This is a genomic window from Streptomyces boluensis, from assembly GCF_009908195.1.
GTDB classification, from domain to species: domain Bacteria; phylum Actinomycetota; class Actinomycetes; order Streptomycetales; family Streptomycetaceae; genus Streptomyces; species Streptomyces boluensis.
On the sequence record NZ_JAAAHS010000422.1, the window covers coordinates 1 to 6,068 of the forward strand.

The following is a 6,068-nucleotide window of genomic DNA, read 5'->3' on the forward strand; positions in this document are numbered from 1 at the left end:
GCCTGACACCCGGGCCACGCCCCCGGTCGCATCCGGTGTGACCATCCCCTGATCCGATCGGGGGACGTGCCCGCCGCGCTCCACCCGATTCGCCACAGAGCGTGAACTACGCTCGGAATTCCCCGTCCCGCGACCGCGGGCGGGCTCTGTGCGCAGCTGGACGGGAGCGTGGCCCGTGACGGATCAGGCGGTGGACACCCAGGTCTCTTCGCCCCTGGCGAAGGACTCCGCACCAGGCATGGTGCGGCCTGCGGGTACCCCCGAATTCGTCGGGCGGCAGCGGGAGTTGAAGGAGTTGCGCGCCGACATCGCGCGCACCGGCCTCGACACCCTGTCCGGACGCAAACCCGCACGCGCGCGCGTGCTGCTGATCGCCGGGCGCCCCGGTTCGGGCCGCACCGCGCTCGCCGAGGAGCTCGTCGGCGGCCTCGCCGGCGACTACCCCGACGGGGTGCTCCGCGTCCGGCTCACCGAACCCGACGGCGAGCCCGTCCCCACCGAGCGCACCGCCCGCGAGCTGCTCGCCGCCCTGAGCGTTCCGGTCACCCCGGGCGCCACCGAGGACGAGCTCACCGAGTCGCTCCGCGAGGCCCTCGCCGTACGGCGCGTACTGCTGCTGCTCGACGGCGCGGCCGACGCGGAGCAGGTCGATCCGCTGCTCCCGGACGCCCCGCGGTGCCTGGTCGTCGCGACCTCGCGCGGGCCGCTGACCGGCATCTCCGACGTCCGCCCGTGCACGCTCGGCGGCCTGGACACCAAGTCGGCGCTCGACCTGCTCAGCGCACGGACCGGGTCGGTACGGATCACGGTCGACCCGCGGGCCGCCGAGAACCTCGCCGAGCAGTGCGGCCACCAGCCCGCCGCCCTGGTCCTCGCGGGCGGCTGGCTCGCGGCCCGCCCCAAGGCCTCCGTCGCCGAGCTCGCCAAGCAGCTGCACAACCTCCCCGACGACGAGAGCGCCGCCCTCGGCAAGGGCGCGCTCGGCAGCCTGGCCCGGGTGTTCCGCTTCGTGTACGACACGCTGCCGGGACCGGCCGCGCGGATACTGCGACTGCTCTGCCTCGCGCCCGCCGGGCTCGCCGACCCGCACACCGCCTCCGCCCTGGCCGGCTGCTCGGTCTCGGCTGCGGCGACCACCCTGGAGGACTTCGCGAAGCTCGGCCTGGTGCAGCGCGGCGGGCCGGCTCTCGCGCAGGGCCCCGAGTACGCGGTGCCCGGCTGCCTGCAGCCGCTGCTGCGGGCCCTGACGGAGACCCGGGACCGGCCCGCCGAGGTCCAGCTGGCCCGCGCCAGGATGCTGGAGCGCACGGTGCGGCTGCTGCAGTCCTGCCGTGCCGTGACCGAACCGGAGGGCTCGTCGGCCCGCGGCAAGCTCGCCGGACTGCCGCGCGCGCTGCGCTTCGACACCACGGAGGCCGCCGCCGAGTGGCTGCGGGTCCGCAGGCCCGCGCTGCTCGCCTCGGCCCGCCTCGCGGTCGCGGACGGTGACCTCGACACCCTCGCCCGGCGTCTGATGGCCGCCCTGACCCGGGCCCTGGTCACGCACTGCGGCACCGAGGCGGCCGCCGACCTGTACGGCATCCACCGCCTCGTCCTCGACGTCGCCGAGCGCCGCCGGCTGCCCCGCGAGCAGGCCGCGGCGCTGCTCAACCTCGGCGACCTGGACGCCGGCACCGGCCGCACCCGCGAGGCCCTCGTCCGCTACCGCGCGGCCCTGGACGCGGCCCGCGCCGCGAGAGACCCGTACGCGACCGGTCGCGCGATGGAATCCGTAGGCGGCGCCTACCAGGAGCTGGAGGACTGGCAGCGGGCCGCCGACTGGTTCGGGCGCGCCCTGGGCGACCGGCTCGCGCGTGGTGAGCGCCTCGACGCGGCCCGCCTCTACGGCCGGATCGGCAGCACCCTGACGTACGCGGGGAGGTACGGCGAGGCGCTGCGCAACTGGCGCTCGGCGGCGAGCGGCTACCGCAAGAGCGGTGATGTCCCGTCCTACGCAAGGGCGTTGAGCGAGATGGCCCGGGTCCAGGAGTACGCGGGCCGGCCCGAGGAGTCGCTGCGCACCTGCCTGGACGCGGTCGAGTGGGCGCGGCGGGCGCAGGACGTACGGCTCCAGGCGGCGCTGCAGCTGCGCCTGGCCGACACCCTCGACCGGCTCGGCGACAGCGCGTCCGCCGGGCTGCACCGCGCGGCGGCCGAGCGCATGCTGGGAGCAGAGCTCGCCGAGGCCGAGGGGCCCGCCGAGGCCGTGGAGGCCCCGGCTGGAGCGGGTCCGGCGATCGCGCCTGAACCCGTCCTGGACACGGGAGTTGAGAGTGTCGACGGCGGTGCGGAGGAAGTCGTGCCCCTGCCGGAGCGGGGGCCCGAGGCCGGTGCCGAACCCGAGGTGAAGGCAGAGGCGAAGGCAGAGGCCGCCGCGGGAGGCGAAGCGGAGGCAGAAGCGGCCGCTGAGGAGGACTCCGAAGCCGGAGCCACGGAGTCCACCTACGAAATCCGTAGTGCACCTCAAAAAGATTGATGCTTTGAAAGGCTAGACAGCTCATAATCCTTCATTAGACTGGCTCCGCCGCATCGTTTCGCGGTGTCTCCCGTTGTGCCGCAGTGCATACGGGAATGTCTGTTCCTGCCTGAAACATCCCCTGAGTCAAGGACCGTGATCGACGATGAAGGTCGGCATCCCCCGCGAGGTAAAGAACAACGAGTTCCGGGTGGCGATCACCCCCGCCGGCGTGCACGAGCTGGTGCGCCACGGCCACCAGGTCGTCATCGAGCAGAACGCCGGTCTCGGCTCCTCGATCACGGACGACGAGTACGTCGCCGCCGGCGCGAAGATCCTCCCCACCGCCGATGAGGTCTGGGCCACCGCTGACCTGCTGCTCAAGGTCAAGGAGCCGGTCGCGGAGGAGTACCACCGCCTCCGCAAGGACCAGACCCTCTTCACCTACCTGCACCTGGCCGCGTCCAAGGAGTGCACGGACGCGCTCCTGGAGTCCGGCACCACGGCCATCGCGTACGAGACGGTCGAGACCGCGAACCGCGCTCTGCCGCTGCTCGCCCCGATGTCCGAGGTCGCGGGCCGCCTCGCCCCGCAGGTCGGCGCGTACCACCTGATGGCCTTCAACGGCGGCCGCGGTGTGCTGCCCGGCGGCGTGCCCGGCACGGCCGCGGGCAAGGCCGTCGTCATCGGCGGCGGCGTCTCCGGCTGGAGCGCCGCGCAGATCGCCGTCGGCATGGGCTTCCACGTGACCCTGCTCGACAAGGACATCAACAAGCTCCGCGAGGCCGACAAGATCTTCGGCACCAAGGTGCAGACGATCGTCTCCAACGCCTACGAGCTGGAGAAGGCCGTCATCGAGGCCGACCTCGTCATCGGTGCCGTGCTCATCCCGGGCGCCAAGGCCCCGAAGCTGGTCACCAACGAGCTGGTCGCCAAGATGAAGCCGGGAAGTGTTCTTGTCGACATCGCGATCGACCAGGGCGGCTGCTTCGAGGACTCGCGTCCGACCACGCACGCCGAGCCGACCTTCAAGGTCCACAACTCGGTCTTCTACTGCGTGGCCAACATGCCCGGCGCCGTGCCCAACACGTCGACGTACGCGCTCACCAACGCGACGCTGCCGTACATCCTGGAGCTCGCCAACCGCGGCTGGGTCGAGGCGCTGCGCCGTGACCCGGCGCTCGCGCTCGGCCTCAACACCCATGACGGCAAGGTCGTTTACGCCGAGGTGGCCGAGGAGTTCGGCCTTGAGCACCTCGAACTGAGCACCCTTCTCGGCTAGTCGACAAAGCCCGCGTCAACGCGTGGCGTCAACCCCGCGCATGTGGCCGGACCTTGCTCGCCAAGGTCCGGCCACATGTGTATCGGGTCACTTTGTGACGCTCGGTCAACTCGCGTCGAACGTAACCCTTTAACCGTTTCGCACACCCGGGAAACACCCCCGAAGGGGCTCGCGCACCCTTGACACAGGGGTGTTCGGATGCCGACACATCGGGCCGGGTCCGGCGGATTGTGTTGCTGCGGACCGGTGACACGCCATAGAGTCGCCAACCGTCGGCATGGTGCCACGCTGACCTATCTAGAAGTTTCCTGGTCACCAAGGAGGTAAGACGACTTGTGAATGAGTCGACATTTACTCCCGGGGGTGGTCAACCAGGAATGCCCGCGCAGGTATCGGGCTCCGCGGGGATCGAGGCCGTCGGCTCCGTCGCTGTCCGCACCTTCGCCGACCACCAGAACCCGCAGCGCACGCAGACGCAGCGTCCGCAGCCGACGCTTTCAGCCCACCAGAGCATGGATGGCCATCAAGTGAACGCCATGGCCGGCGACCCGAGTGGCGAAAACTCCACACCTTTCGCCGACTACGACGAGTTGCCCGAGGGTCACTTCTACGACCCCGACGCCGAGTACGAGCCCGACCCCGAGTACGCGGCCACGCTCGCGCCCGACGCTGCCCGCCAGCGCCGGGAGCGGATCGGCCCGACCGGACGCCCGTTGCCGTACTTCCCGATCCCGGGCCCGCTGACCGATCACGGACCCGCGAAGATCATCGCGATGTGCAACCAGAAGGGCGGCGTGGGCAAGACCACGTCGACCATCAACCTGGGTGCCGCGCTCGCGGAGTACGGACGCCGGGTCCTCCTGGTCGACTTCGACCCGCAGGGCGCCCTCTCGGTCGGCCTCGGAGTGAATCCGATGGAGCTCGACCTCACCGTCTACAACCTGCTCATGGAGCGGGGCATGGCGGCCGACGAGGTGCTCCTCAAGACCGCCGTGCCCAACATGGACCTGCTGCCGAGCAACATCGATCTCTCGGCCGCCGAAGTCCAGTTGGTCAGCGAGGTCGCCCGTGAGTCGACCCTGCAGCGCGCCCTCAAGCCGCTCATGAACGACTACGACTACATCGTGATCGACTGTCAGCCCTCGCTCGGTCTGCTGACCGTGAACGCGCTGACCGCCGCGCACAAGGTGATCGTGCCGCTGGAGTGCGAGTTCTTCGCGCTGCGCGGTGTGGCCCTGCTGACGGAGACCATCGAGAAGGTCCAGGAGCGGCTCAACCCCGACCTGGAGCTCGACGGCATCCTCGCCACGATGTACGACTCGCGCACGGTGCACAGCCGTGAGGTCCTGGCGCGCGTGGTCGAGGCCTTCGACACGCACGTCTACCACACGGTCATCGGGCGTACGGTCCGCTTCCCGGAGACCACGGTCGCCGGTGAGCCGATCACCACGTACGCCTCCAACTCGGTCGGTGCGGCCGCCTATCGCCAGCTCGCCAGGGAGGTGCTCGCCCGGTGTCACGCCGAGTGAGTCTGCCCGGGGCCGACGAACTGTTCCGTACCACCGGGGGGATGGGGCTGCAGGCCTCGGCGCCCAAGCCGGGCCGTCGTCAGACCAACGGCGAGCCGCGCGTTCCCGCCCCCGCGGGCGAGAGTGACGCCGCGGCCGCCGCCGGCCGGACCTCCGACGAGGACGCCGCGGCGGACCCGGCCGGCTCCGGGGACGGCGGCGAGAGCACCGAACACACCACCGCCGAGGCGGAGTCGGGCGAGCACCGCAGTCGGGGCGGCGAGGCCGACAAGGCCGGCGAGCGCTCCGGGCGGCGGCAAGCGGCGTCGGCGAACGCCGCCGCGGACGGCCAGGCCGCGCGCCGCCGCAGCAGGGCCGCCGCCCGTCGGCCCAGCGGGCGCGAGCGGCATGACGAGAAGATCACGGTGTACGTCTCCGCCGAGGAGCTGATGGACCTCGAACACGCGCGGCTCGTGCTGCGCGGTGAGCACGGGCTCGCGGTCGACCGCGGCCGGATCGTGCGCGAGGCCGTCGCCGTCGTCCTCGCGGACCTGGAGTCCCGCGGCGAGGCCAGCATTCTCGTACGGCGCCTGCGCGGACGCTGACGCGCCGGGTCCCCGGGTGGGAGCGCGGGGGCGGTAGCCTCTGCCCGTTCGTGCGCGTACGTACGTTTCCCCCGCTCCCTGGACCGCGATGCCGACCACCGATGACTCCTCCTCCGTAGCCTCTGCCACCGCCACGCCGGACGCGCCGCCTGCCCGTCGGCGGGTGCTGGGGCGGGGGC

At 71.7% G+C, this 6,068-nt stretch carries 4 protein-coding genes; all 4 read left to right on the forward strand.

The genetic code is table 11. The features are described from left to right. The first annotated feature begins 175 nt into the window (after nt 1–175). The 4 genes from GUY60_RS32655 to GUY60_RS32670 all read left to right on the forward strand — a co-directional run bounded on the left by GUY60_RS32655 (nt 176) and on the right by GUY60_RS32670 (nt 5,889). Nucleotides 176–2,515: a tetratricopeptide repeat protein gene (locus tag GUY60_RS32655; RefSeq protein WP_376771345.1), complete on the forward strand. Its 2,340-nt coding sequence runs from the start codon at nt 176–178 to the stop codon at nt 2,513–2,515. Between the two features lie 145 nt (nt 2,516–2,660). Continuing rightward, nucleotides 2,661–3,776 (forward strand): alanine dehydrogenase, encoded by a 1,116-nt coding sequence (gene ald, locus GUY60_RS32660; protein WP_161704480.1) that lies wholly within the window; start codon nt 2,661–2,663, stop codon nt 3,774–3,776. Nucleotides 3,777–4,153: 377 nt separating this feature from the next. Then, a complete protein-coding gene (locus tag GUY60_RS32665; protein ID WP_161704482.1) occupies nt 4,154–5,305 on the forward strand; it encodes a ParA family protein in 1,152 nt (383 codons plus the stop codon). Next, nucleotides 5,290–5,889 carry a hypothetical protein gene (locus GUY60_RS32670; protein WP_161704484.1) on the forward strand — a complete coding sequence of 200 codons (600 nt, stop codon included), beginning with the start codon at nt 5,290–5,292 and terminating at the stop codon, nt 5,887–5,889. Before GUY60_RS32665 ends, GUY60_RS32670 begins: the two co-directional genes overlap by 16 nt. Nucleotides 5,890–6,068 lie beyond the last annotated feature (179 nt).

Excerpts from the sequence above, each read along its gene's own strand:
- ald (WP_161704480.1), top strand. The coding sequence starts at position 2,661 with ATGAAGGTCGGCATCCCCCGCGAGGTAAAGAACAACGAGTTCCGGGTG.
- GUY60_RS32665 (WP_161704482.1), top strand. The coding sequence starts at position 4,154 with ATGCCCGCGCAGGTATCGGGCTCCGCGGGGATCGAGGCCGTCGGCTCC.